17 protein-coding genes and 1 other RNA gene are annotated in these 16817 nt (G+C 64.2%); 12 read left to right on the forward strand and 6 right to left on the reverse strand.

Annotated features, from left to right (window positions below; genetic code table 11):
- Positions 1 to 115 precede the first annotated feature (115 nt).
- From BMX32_RS13005 to BMX32_RS13015, 4 genes are all read left to right on the forward strand, one after another.
- On the forward strand, positions 116 to 421 hold the full coding sequence (locus BMX32_RS13005; protein WP_089979416.1) for a helix-turn-helix domain-containing protein: 306 nt from the start codon (positions 116 to 118) through the stop codon (positions 419 to 421).
- 60 nt (positions 422 to 481) lie between these two features.
- Positions 482 to 1312 (forward strand): ParA family protein, encoded by an 831-nt coding sequence (locus BMX32_RS13010; RefSeq protein ID WP_089979418.1) that lies wholly within the window; start codon positions 482 to 484, stop codon positions 1310 to 1312.
- An 89-nt stretch (positions 1313 to 1401) separates the two neighbouring features.
- The gene (locus tag BMX32_RS18480) at positions 1402 to 1839 is read left to right on the forward strand and encodes a hypothetical protein (protein WP_139206731.1); all 438 of its coding nucleotides are present in this window, start codon (positions 1402 to 1404) and stop codon (positions 1837 to 1839) included.
- Positions 1839 to 2630: a hypothetical protein gene (locus BMX32_RS13015; RefSeq protein ID WP_089979420.1), complete on the forward strand. Its 792-nt coding sequence runs from the start codon at positions 1839 to 1841 to the stop codon at positions 2628 to 2630. Before BMX32_RS18480 ends, BMX32_RS13015 begins: the two co-directional genes overlap by 1 nt.
- 111 nt (positions 2631 to 2741) lie before the next feature.
- Here BMX32_RS13015 and BMX32_RS13020 read toward each other — a convergent pair whose 3' ends face one another.
- The 3 genes from BMX32_RS13020 to smpB all read right to left on the reverse strand — a co-directional run bounded on the left by BMX32_RS13020 (position 2742) and on the right by smpB (position 5421).
- Complete coding sequence (locus BMX32_RS13020; RefSeq protein ID WP_139206732.1) at positions 2742 to 4340, reverse strand: site-specific integrase; 1599 nt, start codon at positions 4338 to 4340, stop codon at positions 2742 to 2744.
- Between the two features lie 105 nt (positions 4341 to 4445).
- Positions 4446 to 4838, reverse strand: a transfer-messenger RNA (tmRNA) gene (gene ssrA, locus BMX32_RS13025).
- Positions 4839 to 4920: 82 nt separating this feature from the next.
- Positions 4921 to 5421: an SsrA-binding protein SmpB gene (smpB, locus tag BMX32_RS13030; RefSeq protein WP_029213979.1), complete on the reverse strand. Its 501-nt coding sequence runs from the start codon at positions 5419 to 5421 to the stop codon at positions 4921 to 4923.
- A gap of 77 nt (positions 5422 to 5498) precedes the next feature.
- Here smpB and BMX32_RS13035 point away from each other — a divergent pair, with 77 nt between their 5' ends.
- Both BMX32_RS13035 and BMX32_RS13040 read left to right on the forward strand, forming a co-directional pair.
- On the forward strand, positions 5499 to 5927 hold the full coding sequence (locus tag BMX32_RS13035; protein ID WP_029213980.1) for a type II toxin-antitoxin system RatA family toxin: 429 nt from the start codon (positions 5499 to 5501) through the stop codon (positions 5925 to 5927).
- Positions 5920 to 6198 carry an RnfH family protein gene (locus BMX32_RS13040; RefSeq protein WP_089979422.1) on the forward strand — a complete coding sequence of 93 codons (279 nt, stop codon included), beginning with the start codon at positions 5920 to 5922 and terminating at the stop codon, positions 6196 to 6198. The genes BMX32_RS13035 and BMX32_RS13040 overlap by 8 nt, the downstream gene beginning before the upstream one ends.
- 10 nt (positions 6199 to 6208) lie before the next feature.
- On the opposite strand, the gene bamE is transcribed toward BMX32_RS13040, so the two are convergent.
- Entirely contained in the window at positions 6209 to 6673 is a 465-nt protein-coding gene (gene bamE / locus BMX32_RS13045) for an outer membrane protein assembly factor BamE (protein ID WP_029213982.1), read from the reverse strand.
- A gap of 73 nt (positions 6674 to 6746) precedes the next feature.
- Here bamE and fur point away from each other — a divergent pair, with 73 nt between their 5' ends.
- On the forward strand, positions 6747 to 7160 hold the full coding sequence (gene fur, locus BMX32_RS13050) for a ferric iron uptake transcriptional regulator (protein WP_029213983.1): 414 nt from the start codon (positions 6747 to 6749) through the stop codon (positions 7158 to 7160).
- A 379-nt stretch (positions 7161 to 7539) separates the two neighbouring features.
- On the opposite strand, the gene BMX32_RS13055 is transcribed toward fur, so the two are convergent.
- Positions 7540 to 9159, reverse strand: coding sequence for an MASE1 domain-containing sensor histidine kinase (locus tag BMX32_RS13055; protein WP_089979424.1), 1620 nt, complete (start codon positions 9157 to 9159; stop codon positions 7540 to 7542).
- A gap of 86 nt (positions 9160 to 9245) precedes the next feature.
- Between BMX32_RS13055 and BMX32_RS13060 the strand changes: the two genes are divergently transcribed.
- Complete coding sequence (locus tag BMX32_RS13060) at positions 9246 to 9875, forward strand: response regulator transcription factor (RefSeq protein ID WP_029214050.1); 630 nt, start codon at positions 9246 to 9248, stop codon at positions 9873 to 9875.
- Between the two features lie 57 nt (positions 9876 to 9932).
- Here the strand turns inward: BMX32_RS13060 and recN are convergent, their stop codons facing one another.
- Entirely contained in the window at positions 9933 to 11609 is a 1677-nt protein-coding gene (recN, locus tag BMX32_RS13065) for a DNA repair protein RecN (protein WP_089979425.1), read from the reverse strand.
- Positions 11610 to 11745: 136 nt separating this feature from the next.
- Here recN and hrcA point away from each other — a divergent pair, with 136 nt between their 5' ends.
- The 4 genes from hrcA (at position 11746) to dnaJ (ending at position 16739) form a co-directional block, all read left to right on the forward strand.
- Positions 11746 to 12804: a heat-inducible transcriptional repressor HrcA gene (gene hrcA / locus BMX32_RS13070; protein WP_089979427.1), complete on the forward strand. Its 1059-nt coding sequence runs from the start codon at positions 11746 to 11748 to the stop codon at positions 12802 to 12804.
- Between the two features lie 85 nt (positions 12805 to 12889).
- Positions 12890 to 13423 (forward strand): nucleotide exchange factor GrpE, encoded by a 534-nt coding sequence (gene grpE / locus BMX32_RS13075; protein WP_089979428.1) that lies wholly within the window; start codon positions 12890 to 12892, stop codon positions 13421 to 13423.
- 130 nt (positions 13424 to 13553) lie between these two features.
- Complete coding sequence (gene dnaK / locus BMX32_RS13080) at positions 13554 to 15479, forward strand: molecular chaperone DnaK (RefSeq protein WP_089979429.1); 1926 nt, start codon at positions 13554 to 13556, stop codon at positions 15477 to 15479.
- 129 nt (positions 15480 to 15608) lie between these two features.
- Entirely contained in the window at positions 15609 to 16739 is a 1131-nt protein-coding gene (dnaJ, locus tag BMX32_RS13085) for a molecular chaperone DnaJ (RefSeq protein WP_089979431.1), read from the forward strand.
- The last annotated feature ends 78 nt before the right edge of the window (positions 16740 to 16817 follow it).

Consider the following 16817-nt stretch of genomic DNA (forward strand, 5'->3'; position numbering starts at 1 on the left):
TCCTAAGAGCGCCATCAGCGGCGCGTCACGAAGCTTACACCCGTTTTTCGGGTGCATGCCTGAAACTAGGGTAAACACACGCTGGGACTAGCGTGCGGGGTCCGCCGAGGTCCGCATGCCAAAGAAGCCTGTTCCGAAACTCACCAGCGTCCACAAGACCGAGCAAACCGTCCTCTGCGGCTTGCTTAGGGAACTGCGCCTAGCGACCGGAATGCGCCAGGACGAAGTAGCCGAAAAACTCGGCACGAGCCAGACCACGATTTCGGAGATCGAGCTGGGGCAGAGGGGAGTGGACCTGTTGGTCTGTCGCCGTCTGGTTGCTGTCTATGGGGCGGACTGGGAGGAGTTCATTAGAGAGCTGGAACGGAGATTGCTCGCTGCACCTCGACCAGCGGCTGCCCTGCTTAGGCCGGACCGGTAAGCGCACGCGCTAAAGTCGCGGATGTATCGGCTAACATCCGGCTACGGCTTGGAGGTATGAGTGAGCGCTAAGATCGTTTCCCTGATCAATATGAAAGGCGGCGTTGGAAAGACCACGCTCGCTATCGGGATGGCTTGGGAGTTGGCAAAGACCAAGAAGGTCCTGCTGGTGGATATTGATCCACAGTTCAACGCCACCCAATGGGTGGTGAAGGCCGACATTTACCTTGACTGGGTGAAGAACAAGCACACTGTTCTTAGCATTTTTCAGCCGAATGGGCCTGCTGGATTCCATCACGGAAATCAAGCCGCAGCTTTCCAGAAGCCGACACCAGTAACTTCGATCATCCACGTTCAGCATTCCGGCTCTGAGCTGCATGTTCTCCCCTCTACGTTGGAGTTGATGAAGCTCGATGCGGCTCCGCGAGGAACGGAAAATAGGCTCCGGGTTTTCTTAGAGCGCGTGCGCTCCGCGTATGACTATATCCTGATTGATTGCCCACCCACGGCGTCGTTGTTTAGTTACAGCGCTTTCTTGGCGTCCGATGCCTATCTTGTGCCTGTGAAGCCGGATCCGCTCTCTGTTCTGGGTCTGCCTCTCCTTGACAAGGCTATGCTCGACTACGAGGAGAGATCCGGCCAAGAACTCCCGAGGTTAGGCCTAGTGTTCACGCAGGTCCGTCAGACCGAGGCGATGAGAACGACGATGGATCAGGTTCGTCGGGAATACCCGGGCGAGGTGTTTGATGGACAAATCATCCAGACGACCGGAGTGGCGGAGGCGGTGGAGGACAATAGCCCCTTACAAAGTTTCCACAAGACGAGCGCCCTGCTAAGGGCGCCGCTTGCTAAGATTTGCGCAGAGTTTACAGACAGGGCTGAATACGTATGACCACTGGGACGCCGAGACAACGGTATCTTTATCTCCTGGCTAGACTCTACGACTTGGCCTCCGAGTTTACAGACGAAGAACTGGCACGCATGAAGAAGTCATTGCGACCAGACGACGCCAAAATCGGTGGACGGGCGATTGAACTTCTAACAGGCCTCCATGGCGCGGCGCCGGGTCGGACCACGGCCGACTCGGCAGAGCTCGGTCCGCTCGAAGTTGAGTTGCCAGATTTACTGCCCGAGCCTGCTCCCGGTCGAACGGGCGCGTGGAATGATCGGGCCCTGTTTTCATTACTTCAGGACAAGTCTCTCTTCCCGAGTGTTAAGGAAATATCCGCGTTCCTTCCGGCTTCGGTTGCGGCCAAGCACAAAGAATCGCGAGAGCGGTATGTTCAGCGGGTGATGAAGCATGTCATGACGCTGTCCGATTCGGAAAAGAGGGAGTTCCGGGAAAGGCTCGGTAAATTCGTATCACGCAAGCCTGCCGGCTTTGTATCGCAATGGAAATCTCTCATTAAGGCGCTCTAATGGCAGCCGATCCCGCTATTCCTGTCGGGATAGAAGCTTCGGCCGCACCAGCCGGCCGTGCTTCGACGGCCGTGTCTGCGAGAGAGCAGATAAAGCGGGATTTCAAGGATTATTGGGAGGCGGCGGACAAGTCGCGGCTTGAGGCACCTGAAGAGCAAAAGGCTCTCTTCGTTTCCGCTCACAAATATGCGGCCTGCCTCACTCAACTTTCCCGGGCTGCCGCCGCGACCCTTGAAGAGCATCAGAGGATATTTCTCCAAGAGATTTCATCGGACGCTATCCATATCGTCCATGTGCTGATTGGCGGCGACGCTCGGGGCGCTCGGTTCTATCTGCGGAGCATTCTGGAAAACTTCTGGCGCCATCATTATTTCCGGGATCATCCCGTCGAATATAGGTGGCTCCACAGCCGTTCGAAGTATTACTTAGAGCTCAAGACGCTCCGAGATCACTGTGCGTGGTTGGAATGCTTCCACGGTAAGGCGAAACCGATGATGAGCGATCTAAACCGCCTCTACGGGGACCTGTCCTCTGCCGTCCATAGCACATCGTCTAAAACGCTGGTCCTGAGAGCCGCACTCGCTGACATTCGGCTTTCCGCGGAACAGGCCGTCACGGTCAGCAAGGACCTTCACGATGTGTTGAAGGCCTGCCTTGGCCTTACCCTCGTCTCTGAGCAGGAACTGTTCTCCGGGCTCCACGTGAACACCCAGGAACTGCTTTTGAGTGTGCTCTCGGTAAAGCACCGCCGCTGGGTCGAGGCCGACCATGCTGCTGCCCGCGGCCTTTAATGCTCGCACACAGGTCGATCTGGCATTGGGCTGGCCTTACTTGCTGGCGGCATGGAATCAACAATGGCATTCCATGCGTATTGGGAAGGGGCGGGCTATCCCGCTTCAGCGCTAAGTGACTTCCATTTGTGACCTTGCTCGGCGATCTAATACGGCCTTTTCTCGGCGCTTTCTTCGTTTGATACGGTCGAAGAAGTCAACAAAGGCTTCCGGATTGTAAAGCTGGAGGATCACCGCGCTGTGGGTGATCTGTGCCACTGCCGCAGCGCGCTCGGACAAGGTCGGCACATCGATGTAGTGGCCACGCAGCACCGAGTTGCCCTGGCTGTGTCCCGTGATGCGGGCCAGTCGTCCTTCCGGAATGTTCAAGCGGTCGGCTGCCGTGGAAAAGGTATGCCGAAAGCAGTGAAACACCTGGCCCTCGCCCTGGATGCGGCAGCGCTGGCGCAGGTAGGTGCGATTGAACCAGTCGCTGATCGCGTCCCCTGGTTTGGCACCCAGACCCGGGAAAAGGGGGCCGCTCCCCAGTTCATTCCGCACCTGAGCCACGTAATCCAAAAAACCGGCTCCCAGCAGTGCGGGATGGATCGGCACGAACCGTTTGGACTGCCGGTTCTTGATCCGCTGGCCAGGAAACCGCGCGGCGATGTGGAGCCCCCAAATGCCTGCCACTTCCTCCACGTCCTCGGTGTGGAACTGTCCGAGTTCCTGGACTCGGGCGCCGGTATACAGCGCGAGGGCAGGGACCCACCACTGGGCCGGCGTCCGGCAATACAGTTCACGGAACGCCGGATTAAAAATGGTGCCGAGTTCGGCAGGCGTAAACGCCCGACGGCTCTGTGTGTCTTCCTGTTCCCGCGTCATGACGTGGATGGACGCGCACGGATTGCGGTCAATGTCCCGGCGTTCCAGCGACCAGTTGAAGAAGACCCGGAGCCGGTCAAGATGTTTCTCCCGGGTGCGTAGGCTGATCGGCGCCTCATCATTCCGCTTAGCCACGATGATCACCTCCCGAGGAGACAGATCTTTGTAAGGCGACCGCTTCGATGCGTTCGGTGGCCAATGGGCCAGCGCATCCAGTAGGCGGTCCATATCCTCGGCGCCGACGTTCGCCAGCGGCTTGTCGCCCACGATCCCGACAAAAAGGCGCATGGTGAACGCGGTATCCAACTTGTTGGCTTCGGCGCGCTGCTTTTGGTTGAACTGTTCCAGAAACAGTTCGACCCGTTGCTCCAGCATCGGGCCATCGGCGGGCGGAGGCGGTAGGCGGGTGCGAACGAACTGCGGGTCGGGCGGGATGCTGCGCAAGAGGCGCACCATGTCCATGGCGTTCTCATGGTCTTCGGGGCCGTCGGCGATGATCACCCAACTGCCATCCAGGCGTTCTTCGACCTGGTAGCGCGCGTGATCCGTCCACTGATCCGGGTCGTCGGTGATCCGGCGCCGGATGCGTCGGCCATCAATATGGACGTAAGCCATGGCGGCGCCGGCGTCGGCTGACTTCCCGTTCTTCCCCATGACTTTCAGTCCACTGAAAAACTCGGCCAGAGCATAGCCCAGCCGTGCTGCGGCCAATCGGGCTTCATCGCCACGACGGCCACCCAGGGACTTCAGGATGAAGCGTGCGCCCCAAGTGGACCGGGCGTGGACGGGAACCAGGAAGCGGACATACAGACCCGACGGCCGCGGAATGAAATAGGGCTTCGGCACAAAACGATACCCAAAACGATACCTCGTGGATGGGCGTTTCAGGTCGAAATCAAACCCCAAAAACGCAATCGGGCCAAGAGGTTAGGTCTTGGCCCGAGCGTCGATTGGTGGAGGTGGCGGGAGTCGAACCCGCGTCCGGAGGCGTTTAATCCCCAGATCTACATGCTTAGCTCACCGTTAGATCTCGTTCGTCAGCAGCACGGCGTGCTAAGCGCACCGACGAACATATCTGATTGGTCTAGCGTCAGACCCACAGACGGAGGGTCTTTCGGCGGTCTCATGATAGTGACCCTACACCGGCGAGCATGAGCACAAGACCGGTTCGGGGGTTTGGCCGGTTTTAAGGGCCGGACAGCTTAGGCGGCGAGAGCCACCGAGTTGTCACCGTAGTAGTTGTCATTGGCAACTATATGTTTTGCAGCTGGATTAACGAGGAAAGCCACCCCCTCGGCATGCACCAGTAGATCGCACTACCCCCGTCGAAACCAGAACACCCCCGGGGAAAAACGTGGTGTGACTACGCTTATCAGTATATGGCCGGCGCATGACACCCACAATGGGCGTCGGCCGGCTGTTCAGGTCAGGCCTTGCGGTTGTGGGCGCGCATGACGCGCTGCTTGTCGACGGCCCACTCGCGCTCTTTCTCCGCGGTGCGCTTGTCGTGGTCCTGCTTGCCCTTGGCCAGGCCGATCTCGCACTTCACCTTGTTGTTCTTCCAGTACATCGCGGTGGGAACGAGGGTGTAGCCCTTGCGCTCGACGGCGCCGACCAGCCGGTCGATCTCCTCGCGATGCAGCAGCAGCTTGCGTGTGCGCCGGTCGTTGGCGACGACGTGGGTGGATGCGCTGATCAGCGGCGGGATCTGCGCGCCGACGAGGAACACCTCGCCGTGCTGGATGATCGCGTAGCAGCCTTCGCCGAAGTTGATGCGGCCGGCGCGCAGCGACTTGAGCTCCCAGCCCTGCAACGCCATGCCGGCTTCGAACCGCTGGTCGATGTGGTATTCGTGACGCGCGCGCTTGTTCAGCGCGATCGTGCCGCGGCCTTCCTTTTCCGTGTCCTTTGCTTTCGCTTTTGCCATGTCCGCTAAAATCGGTCTATCGGGTCCCTGATACAAGGCCGGCGGATCCATGCGCCGGCGAAACAGACGAGGTCTTCATGATTGAAATCCGCCGCAGTGCGATCGTGCCGTTCACGCCCGCGCAGATGTTCGACCTGGTCAACGATGTGGAAGCATACCCAAAGCGCTTCGGCTGGTGTGACGCCGCCACGGTGGTGGAGCGGGCCGACGATGTGCTGGTGGCGCGCCTCGATCTCAAGTTCGCGGGCCTCAAGCAGAACTTCACCACCCGCAACACCATGCAGCGTCCGGAAAGGCTCACGATGAAGTTCGTGGAAGGTCCGTTCCGCTCGCTCGATGGCACCTTCACCTTCCAGGCCCTTGGCGACGTCGGCTGCAAGATCGCCCTGGAGCTGGATTTCGATTACGCCGGCCTCGGCGGCAGCGTGCTGAAGATGGGTTTCCAGCAACTGGCCAACCGCATGGTCGACGACTTCTGCGACGAGGCGCGTCGGCAGTATGGCTGAGATCGCTATCGAGGTCGCCTACGCCGGGCCCGAGGGGCAGGTGGTACTGCCGCTGACGGTACCCCTGGGCACCACGGCATGGCAGGCGGCGGAGCGGGCCATGGCGGGGCTGCCGGCGGGTGTACTGCCGGATCCGGGCAGGCTCGGTATCTTTGCGAAGAAGGTCGCTGCCGACCGTGTGCTGGAGGAGGGCGATCGCCTCGAGCTGTATCGCCCGCTGATCCTCGATCCGATGGAGGCGAGGCGGCGCCGCGCAAAGCGCGGCGCCTGATCCGGGTCGCTTATTTCTTGCCGTCGTCCGACGAGCCGCCGCCGAAGATGCCGCCGTCGCCGTCGTCCTTTTTGGGGCTGGTGTTCTTGTCGCCCTCGGCACCGCCCGTCGGGTTGGCCTTGTACTTCTCGGAATCCTTCAGCAGCTCCTTGGCGTCCTGAGCGAAGAAATCGCCCTCGGTACGGACCAGGGTGTCGTTGTTGAAGGTGAGGGTGAGCGTGCGGGTCGTCATCTTCCGGCCGCGATGCGAGAAGGTCGAGACGTAATCCCAGCGATCCTGATCGAACGGCGAGATCACCGACGGGGTACCCAGCAGCACGAGCACCTGGCGCTTGGTCATGCCGGGCTGCAGCTGGTCGACGTTCTTCTTGTCGAGCAGGTTGCCCTGCTGCACGTCGGGGGTATAGACGAGGCCACAGCCCGCGATGGCGGTCGCCATCATGGCCAAACCCAGCGTGCGGATGAGCTTATGCATGCGTAGTAACGTCCGGATCGTGAAGTCTGTGATGATACACTAAGCGCCTTATGGCACCGCGAGGGGTCTTACCATGGACCAGGAAACCAAAGAGCTCCGCAAGGCGGGCCTGAAAGTCACGCATCCCCGGATGCGCATCCTCCAGATTTTCGAGGAAGCCGATCAGCCCCACCTCACCGCTGAAGACATCTACAAGCGCCTGCTCTCCCATCAGGAGGATATCGGCCTTGCCACGGTGTACCGCGTGCTGACCCAGTTCGAAGCCGCCGGCATCGTGATGAAGCACAACTTCGAGGGCGGCCAGGCCGTTTACGAGCTCGACCGCGGCAAGCATCACGATCACATGATCGACGTGGACAGCGGAAAGGTCATCGAGTTCATCAGCGAGGAGATCGAACGCCTCCAGCACGAGATCGCCGACCGCCATGGCTACGTCATCGAGGACCACAGCCTGGTGCTCTACGTGCGGCCCAAGAAGAAGCGCTAAGGCGCCGACCGGCTCGTCGCGAAAAGGCCCTGCGGGGCCTTTTTTGTTGCGCGGTGGGGCGACAGTTGCTGGTAATGGCCTTGCCGGCGAACCCATCGCCAGCAGGCTGGCTCCCACCGGATATGCTCGGGGGAGGGTGAGATTCTCCAAACGCGCACATAAAAACGCCGCCGGTGGACTCCTGTCCACCGGCGGCTTGATCCGGCATCTTCATGGCTCGTGAAACGCGAGTTGCTCGCAGAATCGCGGACTGCCATGTCGTACCGGCGAGGCTGACATCCTGTCGCCTCATCAGGCCGATCGTCCCCACGACCGACCTGGGCTCACCGTCTCTCGACGGCGGCTCCCCCACATCGATAATGGGATGCTAACGAAGCGTTCACCCACCCGGTATCGGAAAATTTCCTATGTCGGATCCGATACTTGTGCTGCGCAGCAGCACCCGTAGGTGAAGGCCTACCGGTTCTGGCCGGATGCGGAAGAGTCCGCCGAGGGCGGTAATGCGGTCGCTCATACCCTGCAGCCCACGGCCTCCCCCATCGGTTCGCACGGGGCGGGGCGTGGACGGCAGGCCAGCGCCGTTGTCGCGAATATCGAGGATCGCGACCGGTCCGGTATCACGGAGGCCGATACGCAACCGCAGCATCATCCGACTTGCACCGGAATGACGCACGACGTTCGTGGCGCTCTCCTGGACGACGCGATAGATCGCCGTCAGGGTGTCGTCGTCGAGCAGGCGGGGTTCGCCGCGCAGGTCGGTGGCGTACTGGATGCCCGCGGCGGTGAGCATGTCGCGGATCGGGCCCTCGTCCAGCGCCCGGAACAGGCCGAACTCGTCGAGGACCGAGGGGCGCAGGCTGTCCAGCATCTTGTGCAGCGCGCGGCGCATGTGACCGAGGATGCCGTTGATCGACACCCCGATGTCGTCCAGGCCGGCGTTGCCGAGACGGTTCTGGGCGAGCTTCAGGTGCGTCTGGATGGCCGTGAGGTTCTGGCCGAGCTCGTCGTGGAGCTCCGCGGCCATGTGCTTGCGCAGGTTCTCCTCCGCCTGCAGGTTGCCTCGGGCGGCGTCGCGAAGCTGGCGCGCCAGCTGGTCCAGCCGCTGGTTAGCCGCCGCCAGATGGGTGTTCTGCTGGGCCACCCTCTCGCTGCTGCGGCGGAGGGCATCCGTCGCGGCGCCGAGCATCAGCGTGCCGGTGCCGGCCACGGCGAGGAAGAGGTGGGCGGCGGCCGTGGGAACCCCGCGGCCGATCATGTCCTCGGTGACGTTCAGGCCCACGCTGGTGATCAGCATGGCCAGGCCGGCGCCGCGCCAGCCGTGGCGGAAGGCGAAGAACAGCACCGGGGCGAGCGAGAGCACGCGGGCGAACTGCGGCTGCGGCGAGTACTCGGCCAGTGTGATCAGGATCGCGAGCGAGGGCAGCATCACCAGCAGGCCGTCGAGCAGCAGCTCGGCCAGGGACGCCTGCGTGGGGCGCTCGCGGAACACGAGCACCATGACGGGCACGACCAGCAGGACGCCGAGGTAGTTGCCGAGCAGGTCGCTGCCGAACGTGGTGCCGAGCATTTCCACCGGGGCGGCGGGGTGCATCGAGGCCATCATCGCGGCGTTGCCCGCGGTGGCGACCGTGGCGGTGACCATCGCGGAAAGCAGCAGGCGCGCGACGTCTTCCGGGGTATTGAGGCTGGCGTGCAGGTGCGCGCGACGCAGCAGCCAGACGCAGGCGGCCACCATCAGGGGCTCGGGTGCGTCGCCCAGCATGAAGCCGGCGCCGCCGATGGGCAGGCCGCTACGCCATTCGCAGAACGCGCTGGCCACGATCTCGGCGCCAAGGATCCAGAACCAGTCGCGGGTGCGCAGCAGCAGAAGGGCACCGAACCGCAAGCCGAAGGGCAGTACCCAATAGGGCTGCTCCGTCGGCCATAGCATCACCCACGCGACGGCGTAGGCGATGGCAAAGATAGGCCCGGCGAAGCGGGAAGAACCGAGTAGTCGCATGCCGGAATGTTACATGGCGGATGGGCGGAGTCGTTGTCTGGTCTTGCCCGTACGCACGCGTCGGGAGAGCCTGCTACATTCTGTCCATGCCAAGAATCGTCCTAGTAGATGACCACGCCATCGTCCGTGAAGGTTTCAAGCGGCTCATCGAGCTGGAGCCCGATCTGGACGTCGTCGCCGAAGCGCGCAACGCCGACGAGGCCGTGGATGCGGTCACCCAGCACCGGCCCGACCTGGTGGCGGTCGACCTGTCCTTGCCGGACGGCAGCGGCCTGCCCCTGATCGAGCACCTCGGCAGCATCGCTCCCGGGATGAAGATCGTGGTGCTGAGCATGCACGACGGCGAGCCCTACGTTTCCGAGGCGTTGCGTCGGGGCGCGAAGGGTTACGTCACCAAGGGCGTGGCGCCGGAGGAACTGGTGGCCGCGGTGCGGTCCGTCCTCGGGGGCGATCAGTACCTCAGCTCCGATCTGCGCGAGCGACGCTCGGGGCGTACCACCGCGGACCTCGATCCGTTCAACCGTCTGACGGCGCGCGAGCGTGAGGTCTTCCTGCTGCTCGCGGCCGGTCGGGCGCCGAAGCAGGTCGCGGCGGAACTGGGCATCGGGCAGAAGACGATCTACATCCACCGTGCCGCGGTGATGAACAAGCTCAACGCGGGGTCGGAACTGGATCTCTACCGGATGGCGCAGGAGCGGGGGCTGATCCGCGCCTGACGTCCGCTCCTGCACGGGCGTGCCGATACGTCGGCCGTGCGTGCGATCGGGCGGGTGTCAGCCCTGCGCGCGGTCCAGCATCTTCTTCGCGTGCGCGCGGGTTTCCTTGGTGATCTCCACGCCGCCGAGCATGCGGCTGAGTTCGTCGCGGCGGCCGGCGGCGTCGAGTGCGTGTATGCGGGTGCGGGTGGCTTCGCCGTCGCTTTCCTTTGCCACCTTCAGATGCGAATGACCTTGCGCCGCCACCTGCGGCAGGTGCGTGACGCACATCACCTGCACGCGCTCGCCGAGGGCGCGCAGCTTCTGGCCGACCACTTCGGCCACCGCGCCGCCGATGCCGGTGTCGACCTCGTCGAAGATCATGCAGCCGATGTTGTCGTTGCCGAGCGTGGCCACTTCGATCGCGAGGCTGATGCGGGCGAGTTCGCCGCCCGAGGCCACCTTGCGCAGCGGACGGGGCGGCTGGCCGGGGTTCGCGCTCACCAGCAGTTCGCAGCGTTCGCGACCCAGCGGATCCGGATCCGGATCCGTGCCGTCGGCCGGTTCCAGCGCGACTTCGAGCCGCCCGCCGGCCATGCCCAGTTCGCCCATCAGGCCCGCCACGGCCGTGCCCAGACGCGATGCCGCGTCGGCACGCGCCGCGGACAGCGCCGTCGCCGCCGTGTCGTAGGTGACGCGGAGGCGATCCCGCTCGATGCCGAGGCGCTCCAGCGCGTCGCCCGCACCTTCGAGTTCGGCCAGGCGTTCGCGGAGTTCTTCCGCCTTCGCCGTCAGTTCCTCGATCGGCAGGCGATACCGGCGCGACAGGTCGTGCAGGTGGGTGAGATGCGTGTCGACTTCGGCGAGGCGTTCCGGATCGAGTTCGACATCCTGCGCGTAGCGACTGAGGCCGTCGACGGCTTCGCCCACCTGGATCTGCGCGCTGTCGAGCAGGTCGAGCGTCGGCGCGAGCGTGGCGTCGAGTTCCGCGAGCCGAGAGAGCTCGGCATGCGCACGAAGCAGGGCACGGCCGATCGCGAATTCGCTTTCGCCGTCCAGCATCTCGACGACGCCGTTGGCGCCTTCGGCCAGGCGGCCCGCGTTGGCGAGGCGGCGGTGTTGTGCTTCGAGGTCTTCCAGCGCGGCGGGTGCGAGCGCCCAGCGGTCGAGTTCGGCCACCTCGTGGCTGAGCAGGTCGATCTGGTGCTCGCGATCGTCGCCGCCGGACAGCGTGCGGATGCGTGCCACGGCGTCGCGCCATGCGCGGGCGGTGTCGCGGACGGCGGCCTGCAGGGACTCGTTGCCGGCGTAGGCGTCGAGCAGCGCCATCTGATGCTGCCGCGAAAGCAGGGCCTGGTGTTCGTGTTGACCATGGATCTCGACGATCAGCGCGGCCAGCGCCGACATCTGCGCCAGGCTGGCCGGACGGCCGTTGATCCAGCCGCGCGAGCTACCTTCGGTGCGGATCACGCGACGCAGCTGGCACGTCTCGCCGTCGTCCAGTTCCTGCTGGCGCAGCCACTCGGTGGCTTCGGGCAGGCCGGCGAGGTCGAACTCGGCGGCCAGCTCGGCGCGATCGGAACCGGCGCGCACCATGCCGCTGTCGGCGCGGGCGCCGGCCAGCAGCATCAGGGCGTCCACGAGCAGCGACTTGCCGGCGCCGGTCTCGCCGCTGACCACGGTAAGGCCCGGGCCGAAGGCCACTTCGGCTTCTTCGACGACGGCGAACTGGCGGACGTAGAGCGAGGTGAGCATGGGCACCGAGGCGGCGAAAGGGAATCGCGCCGATTGTAGCGGCAGCGGCGTCGCAGAAGCCGAGACTTGCAAGCGGAGGGCCGAGACCTTATTGATAGCCGGGACGATCCACCCCTCATCCTAACCAGTCAGGCGCATGAATCCGTTCTCCGGTCACGACATCGATGCTCGCGCGCGCCGGCTCCTGCGGACCCTGATCTCCCAATACCTTTCGGACGGCGAGCCCGTGGGATCGCGCACGCTCGCGCGGTCGTCCGGCCTCGAGGTCAGCCCGGCCACCATCCGCAACATCATGGCCGACCTCGAAGACGCCGGTCTCGTGGCGTCGCCGCACACCTCGGCGGGGCGCATTCCCACGCCGCGCGGCCTGCGCCTCTTCGTCGACAGCCTGCTCGAACTGAAACCGCTGCCGCGCGACGAGATGGCGCGCCTGCAGGGCGGGTTGCCCCCGCACCAGACGACCACGCGCGACCTCCTGGGCAACGTGTCCAACCTGCTTTCGGCGATGACCCACTTCGCCGGCGTGGTCACCGTGCCGCGGCAGGGCGACTTTCCGCTGCGCCATATCGATTTCGTGTCGCTGCCCGACGCCCGCGTCCTGGTGATCCTGGTGTTCTCGGACAACCAGGTGCAGAACCGCGTGGTGCAGCTGGCGCGTCCGCTGGCATCGGGCGAGCTGGAACAGGCCGCCAATTACCTCAATGCCCAGTTCGCCGGCTTCCGCCTGGCGGACATCCGCGCGCACCTGGCGTCGGAGCTGCGCGAGGCCGGCGGCGAGCTCAATCGCATGCTCGCGGCGGCCGTGGAGCTCGCCACGGCCTCGTTCGCCAGCGACGACGCCGACGACGTCCTCGTCAGCGGCCAGACCAACCTGATGGGCTACTCCGAGCTGGCCGACATCGACCGGCTTCGCGACCTCTTCGACGCCTTCCAGCAGAAGCGCGACCTGCTCCAGCTGATGGAAATGTGCGTCAAGGCGCCCGGCGTGCGCCTCTTCATCGGCGAGGAGTCCGGTTTCTCCGCCCTCGACGGCTGCAGCATCGTCACCGCCACCTACGGCACGAACGGCCGCATGCTGGGCGCGATCGGAGTTATTGGACCGACGCGTATGGCATATGAGCGGGTGATCCCCGTGGTACAAGCCACCGCGGGATTGCTCAGCGACGCCTTGAATCGCGCCGCGGCGACCTCATAAACCGCCCCGGGAGGCGGGTTTAGTATTTCCCGCGAATGTTCGGCCGCTCACAGGAGCGGCCGGTAAGCTGACATTTGGAGTAAGCATGCAGAACAACGATCCCCACGTGCCGGACACGGCGCAGGACGGCAGTGCGGCCGAGGGCATGAATGCCGATCTCGACGCGCTCACCGCGAAGCTCGGCGCCCTCGAAATCGAGCTCGCCGGCGCACGCGAAACCGTGCTGCGCGAGCGGGCGGAGATCGAAAACCAGCGTCGCCGCCTGCAGCGCGACCTGGATCAGGCCCGCCGTTTCGCCAACGAAAAGCTGCTCGCCGAGCTGCTTCCCGTCTACGACGGTCTCGCGCTCGGTCTCGCCAACGAGCAGGCCGATGCGAAGGCGCTGCGCGAGGGCCTGGAGCTGACGCTCAGGCAGATGGAAAAGGTCACGCAGGCCAACGGCCTCACGGTGATCGATCCGCTGCATCAGCCGTTCAATCCGGAACACCACCAGGCCATCAGCTCGGTGGATTCCAGCGAGCACGCGCCCAACACCGTCGTCGCCGTGGTGCAGAAGGGCTTCGTGCTGAACGACCGTCTGCTGCGTCCGGCGCTCGTCGCCGTGGTGCGCGACAACTGAACAAAGCCCCGTGCCACGCCGTATCCGCGTGGTCGGGGAGTCTCACCAGGTATTGAATCGATGGGGCAGGGCCCCACTTTCACAAACAGTCGCGGCCGCGGGGGCCGCTTAGAAATACGGAGCAACTTCAATGGCCAAGATCATCGGCATCGACCTCGGTACGACCAACTCCTGCGTCGCAGTGATGGAAGGTACGACCGCACGCGTCATCGAAAACTCGGAAGGCGATCGCACCACGCCGTCCATCGTCGCGTTCACCAAGGACAACGAAGTCCTGGTCGGTGCGCCGGCCAAGCGCCAGAGCGTCACCAACCCCAAGAACACGTTCTACGCGGTGAAGCGCCTCATCGGCCGCAAGTTCACCGACGCCGAAGTGCAGAAGGACATCAAGCTGGTGCCGTACGGCATCGTCGCGCATGAGAACGGCGACGCCTGGGTGCAGACCGCCGACGGCAAGAAGATGGCCCCGCAGGAAGTCTCCGCGAAGGTCCTCATGAAGATGAAGAAGACCGCCGAAGACTTCCTTGGCGAAGCGGTCACCGAAGCGGTCATCACCGTGCCGGCGTACTTCAACGACAGCCAGCGCCAGGCCACGAAGGACGCCGGCAAGATCGCGGGCCTCGAGGTCAAGCGCATCATCAACGAGCCGACCGCGGCCGCGCTGGCCTATGGCCTCGACAAGACCGCCACGGGCGACCGCAAGATCGCGGTGTACGACCTCGGCGGCGGCACGTTCGACGTGTCGATCATCGAGATCGCCAACGTCGACGGCGAGAAGCAGTTCGAAGTGCTGGCGACGAACGGCAACACGTTCCTCGGTGGCGAAGACTTCGACAACCGCGTCATCGATTACCTCGTCGAAGAGTTCAAGAAGGAGCAGGGCTTCGACCTGCGCCAGGATCAGCTCGCGCTGCAGCGTCTGAAGGACGCCGCCGAGCGCGCGAAGATCGAGCTCTCGTCGTCGCACCAGACCGAGATCAACCTGCCGTACGTCACGGCCGACGCGTCCGGTCCGAAGCACCTCAACATCAAGCTCACCCGCGCCAAGCTCGAAGCGCTGGTCGAAGACCTCGTCAAGGGCACCATCGAACCGTGCCGCACGGCGCTGAACGATGCCGGCCTGCGCGTCTCCGACATCCACGAGGTCATCCTCGTCGGCGGTCAGACCCGCATGCCGAAGGTGCAGGAAGCCGTGAAGGACTTCTTCGGCAAGGAAGCGCGCAAGGACGTCAACCCGGATGAAGCCGTCGCCGTCGGCGCCGCGATCCAGGGCGGCGTGCTGGGCGGTTCGGTCAAGGACGTCCTGCTCCTCGACGTCACCCCGCTGTCGCTCGGCATCGAGACGATGGGCGGCGTGATGACGAAGCTGATCGAGAAGAACACCACCGTGCCGACCAAGGCGTCGCAGGTGTTCTCCACGGCCGACGACAACCAGACCGCGGTCACCGTGCACGTGCTGCAGGGCGAGCGCGAGCAGGCCCGCTTCAACAAGTCGCTCGGCAAGTTCGACCTTCAGGGCATCGACCCGGCGCCGCGCGGCATGCCGCAGATCGAGGTCACCTTCGACATCGACGCCAACGGCATCCTGCACGTGTCGGCGAAGGACAAGAAGACCGGCAAGGAACAGAAGATCGAGATCAAGGCCGGTTCGGGTCTGTCGGAAGACGAGATCCAGCGCATGGTCGCCGACGCCGAAGCCAACCGCGAGGAAGACAAGAAGTTCCACGAGCTGGTGCAGGTCCGCAACAAGGCCGATCAGCTGGTCCACTCGACCCGCAGCCAGCTGAAGGAGCACGGCGGCAAGATTCCGGCCGAGCAGCTCGCCACCATCGACGGCGCGGTGTCGGAACTGGAAAAGGTCAAGGACGGCGACGACAAGGCCGCGATCGAAGCCAAGGTCGCCAACCTGGAGCAGGTGGCGCAGTCGCTGTACGCGGCGGCGCAGTCCGGCGGCGCGCAGGACACCTCGCAGCAGTCGGCCCCGGGTGGCGGTTCGGCCCAGCCCGACGACGTCGTGGACGCCGAGTTCACCGAGGTCAAGGGCGACCAGAAGTAAGTCGTCCGGTGAGCGAAACGGCGCGTCGCGGGTGGATTCCCGCGACGCGACTCCAGTGATCGATCGGAACGCTCGCGCCGAGGGGAAACCCGCCGGCGCGTTCGTCCATCCAGGGAAAGCAAGCGTGACATGAGCAAGCGCGACTACTACGAAGTCCTCGGTGTCGAACGCACCGTGACCGAGGGCGACCTCAAGAAGACCTTTCGTCGCGTCGCGATGAAGTACCACCCCGACCGCAATCCGGACGACCCGGAGGCGATCGACAAATTCAAGGAAGCCAAGGAAGCCTACGACGTGCTTTCCGACGCGCAGAAGCGCGCGGCGTACGATCAGTACGGCCATGCCGCCTTCGAGGGCGGCGGCTTCGGTGGTCGCGGCAATGGCGCCGGTTTCGGCGACGTGGGCGACATTTTCGGCGATATCTTCGGCGACATCTTCGGTGGCGGCGGTGGCCGCCAGCGCGCGCGCCGTGGCGCCGACCTGCGTTACATGATGGATCTCGATCTCGAAGAGGCCGTGTTCGGCGTCGAGAAGAAGATCGAGGTGCCGACGCAGGTCAACTGTCATCACTGCAACGGCACGGGCTCGGAAGACGGCAAGGTGTCCACGTGCAGCACGTGCGCGGGTCACGGTCGCGTGCGCATGCAGAACGGCATCTTCTCGATCCAGCAGGCCTGCCCGACCTGCCACGGCTCGGGACAGAAGATCGACAAGCCGTGCAAGAAGTGCCACGGCGAAGGACGTCTCGAAGAAGAGCGCACCTTGTCCGTGCGCATTCCCGCCGGCGTCGACAATGGCGATCGTATCCGTCTGACGGGGCAAGGCGAGGCCGGCCCCGCCGGTTCGCCGGCGGGCGATCTCTACGTGGAAGTGCGCGTGCGCGAGCACGCGATCTTCCAGCGTGACGGTTCCGACCTCTACTGCGAGATGCCCATCCGCTTCGCGCAGGCCGCGCTCGGTACCGATCTGCAGGTGCCGACGCTGGAAGGCGAAGTGTCGGTCAACGTGCCGCCCGAAACACAGACGGGCCATCAGTTCCGCCTGCGCGGACGTGGCGTGAAGTCGGTTCGCGGGGGCCGCACGGGCGACCTCATCTGCACGGTGGTCGTCGAAACGCCGGTGCGCCTCACGAAGGAGCAGCGCGAGCTGCTGACGCAGCTGGAAGCGACGTTCGTGGGCGAGGAAGCCGCGAAGCACACGCCGCGTTCGAACACGTTCATCGACGGCGTGAAGGACTTCTGGTCGCGCGTGACGTCATAGGCGCATAGTTCGGTGGGAGCCAGCCTGCTGGCGATGGGTGCTCGTCGCCAGCGTCCATCGCCAGCAGGCTGGCTCCCA

Origin of the sequence: Luteibacter sp. UNCMF331Sha3.1, from assembly GCF_900109915.1 — a bacterium.
GTDB lineage: Bacteria > Pseudomonadota > Gammaproteobacteria > Xanthomonadales > Rhodanobacteraceae > Luteibacter.

What these genes read in the sequence shown, in the direction of transcription:
- BMX32_RS18480 (WP_139206731.1), top strand. Translation starts at nt 1,402, where the DNA reads ATGAAGAAGTCATTGCGACCAGACGACGCCAAAATCGGTGGACGGGCG.
- recN (WP_089979425.1), bottom strand. Translation starts at nt 11,609, where the DNA reads ATGCTCACCTCGCTCTACGTCCGCCAGTTCGCCGTCGTCGAAGAAGCC.
- grpE (WP_089979428.1), top strand. Translation starts at nt 12,890, where the DNA reads ATGCAGAACAACGATCCCCACGTGCCGGACACGGCGCAGGACGGCAGT.
- dnaK (WP_089979429.1), top strand. Translation starts at nt 13,554, where the DNA reads ATGGCCAAGATCATCGGCATCGACCTCGGTACGACCAACTCCTGCGTC.
- bamE (WP_029213982.1), bottom strand. Translation starts at nt 6,673, where the DNA reads ATGCATAAGCTCATCCGCACGCTGGGTTTGGCCATGATGGCGACCGCC.
- BMX32_RS13060 (WP_029214050.1), top strand. Translation starts at nt 9,246, where the DNA reads ATGCCAAGAATCGTCCTAGTAGATGACCACGCCATCGTCCGTGAAGGT.
- BMX32_RS13015 (WP_089979420.1), top strand. Translation starts at nt 1,839, where the DNA reads ATGGCAGCCGATCCCGCTATTCCTGTCGGGATAGAAGCTTCGGCCGCA.
- BMX32_RS13040 (WP_089979422.1), top strand. Translation starts at nt 5,920, where the DNA reads ATGGCTGAGATCGCTATCGAGGTCGCCTACGCCGGGCCCGAGGGGCAG.
- hrcA (WP_089979427.1), top strand. Translation starts at nt 11,746, where the DNA reads ATGAATCCGTTCTCCGGTCACGACATCGATGCTCGCGCGCGCCGGCTC.
- BMX32_RS13035 (WP_029213980.1), top strand. Translation starts at nt 5,499, where the DNA reads ATGATTGAAATCCGCCGCAGTGCGATCGTGCCGTTCACGCCCGCGCAG.
- fur (WP_029213983.1), top strand. Translation starts at nt 6,747, where the DNA reads ATGGACCAGGAAACCAAAGAGCTCCGCAAGGCGGGCCTGAAAGTCACG.
- BMX32_RS13055 (WP_089979424.1), bottom strand. Translation starts at nt 9,159, where the DNA reads ATGCGACTACTCGGTTCTTCCCGCTTCGCCGGGCCTATCTTTGCCATC.
- dnaJ (WP_089979431.1), top strand. Translation starts at nt 15,609, where the DNA reads ATGAGCAAGCGCGACTACTACGAAGTCCTCGGTGTCGAACGCACCGTG.
- BMX32_RS13005 (WP_089979416.1), top strand. Translation starts at nt 116, where the DNA reads ATGCCAAAGAAGCCTGTTCCGAAACTCACCAGCGTCCACAAGACCGAG.
- smpB (WP_029213979.1), bottom strand. Translation starts at nt 5,421, where the DNA reads ATGGCAAAAGCGAAAGCAAAGGACACGGAAAAGGAAGGCCGCGGCACG.